The sequence below is a fragment of the Micromonospora sp. DT228 genome (genome assembly GCF_049841595.1).
Taxonomy (GTDB): domain Bacteria; phylum Actinomycetota; class Actinomycetes; order Mycobacteriales; family Micromonosporaceae; genus Micromonospora.
On record NZ_JBNCKO010000047.1, the window covers coordinates 1 to 1,763 of the forward strand.

Genomic DNA, 1,763 nt, shown 5'->3' on the forward strand with positions numbered 1-1,763 from the left:
GAGGCGAACCCGCCACCCGCCAACAACGCCTCACCTTCAACACACCCGACTGACAGCAAAGTGAAACGCGCTCTGAGAGACGACGAATGCGAGCTTCCCGAAGAGGGCTGGGGATGGCTTCACCTCAGCGGCTCAACGCAACACGTCGGCGAGGAATGGAGCGACAGTGGCGAAATGCGCGAGGACCGCGAGTTGAAGCACCGAGCGAAGAAGGCGACCCGCGACGTGCCCGCCTGCCCGGAACTTGTCCGCATCCTGCGGCACCATCGGCAGCACCACGGCAACCCGGGCGGGCGGATGTTCAACGCGCCAGGTTCACGCCCCGGCCCCGTCACGAAAAGCACCTACCTGAGAGCCTGGCGCCAGGCACGAGAGCAGGCGCTTAACCCTGCCCAGCAGCGCTCGGTTCTGGCACGGGTGCCGTACCACCTGCGGCACGCTGCCGTGTCGCTCTGGCTAAATGCTGGCGTGCCGGCTACCCAGGTTGCCGAGTGGGCCGGACATAGCGTGCACGTCCTGCTCAAGGTGTATGCCTCATGCATCGATGGCCAGGACGAGGCTGCACGCACGCGTATTGAGGCGGCCCTAGGCGCAGCCAGCTAAGGTCCCAGCAATCAGCAAGGTGAAACTGTCCGGTAGCAGACAACGCGCGATAGCCTCCAGTGCAAGACTCCAGGTTTGCCACTCGGTGGCAACGTCGACCGGACTACTACTACCCCTAGGCACGGTCTCTTAATGAGTCGCCGCAGGATTACCGCTCTGAAACTTCTCGGCATTATGGCCCTCCCTGCTATCGCGTGGTTCATCCTGGATCCTGCAGCAAACTATCTGACCCCGAAAGACAAGGACCGGGCATCTAGCCTAAATTCGACTCGGCAGACGCTTGTAGCAATGGTCGCAGGAGCTGCGGCGTCAGCCGGTCTCGCCTTTACAGCCAGAACGTACTATCTTTCGCGACGCGGTCACGTGACAGACCGATTCGCTAAGGCCATCTCACTCCTCAGCTCGGACAAGGTTACAGAACGAGTTGGCGGTGTTTATGCATTAGAGCAAGTCATGCATGAGTCATCGAGCGACTCGCAAATGATTACACACCTGTTGGCAGCATTCGTGCGGGAGAAACGGCCTATCCCCGAATCCCACCCAGGGGCCATCGACGACGTGGACCCAATCGGTCTCGACGCACTCGCGGCGCTTAAGGTTTTGACACGACCATCCAAAGAAACCCGCGAAAAGATAGACCTCAAGGAAACAGATCTACGCGCGCTCGATTTGCAGAATGCAGACTTTTCTAACGCAGATCTGAGCCGGGCATGGCTGGACGAAGCTCACCTCTCCGACGCATGTTTTGAAGGTGCCATCCTTACAAGAACTCACTTCGAAGGAGCGAAGCTCCCACGAGCAAAGTTTCAACACGCTTTCGCCTTGCTGGCGAACTTTCATCATGCATCCCTAGCAGAGACGGACTTTCGCGCCAGCCAGGTCGGCGGGTCATGCTTCTGCGAGGCGAATCTGGTGGGTGCAAATTTCCTAAGCGCGAATCTCTCCGGAAGCCACCTGACGGACGCGAATCTGAATAGCACAGAATTCTGTTCTCCGTCGGGGTCAGCGCCGGCAACCGGACTGACGGCCGAACAACTTTTGACGGCGAAGCTTCACGACTCCACTCAAGTGCCTATGCGTCTCAGAGCGCGTTTGGTTTGTGGGTTGGTCGGGTGTGTCGCACAGTGGGTCCGACCGATGAGCCTGGCTCGGTCGATGGA

1 protein-coding gene and 1 pseudogene are annotated in these 1,763 nt (G+C 59.4%); both read left to right on the forward strand.

What is annotated here, in order from left to right; all coding sequences use genetic code 11:
* A pseudogene (locus ACLQ29_RS35320) lies at positions 1 to 603 on the forward strand (hypothetical protein); the annotation flags it as partial.
* A gap of 132 nt (positions 604 to 735) precedes the next feature.
* Positions 736 to 1,763 (forward strand): pentapeptide repeat-containing protein (locus tag ACLQ29_RS35325; RefSeq protein ID WP_425775693.1); only part of this gene is annotated, 1,028 nt, incomplete at its 3' end.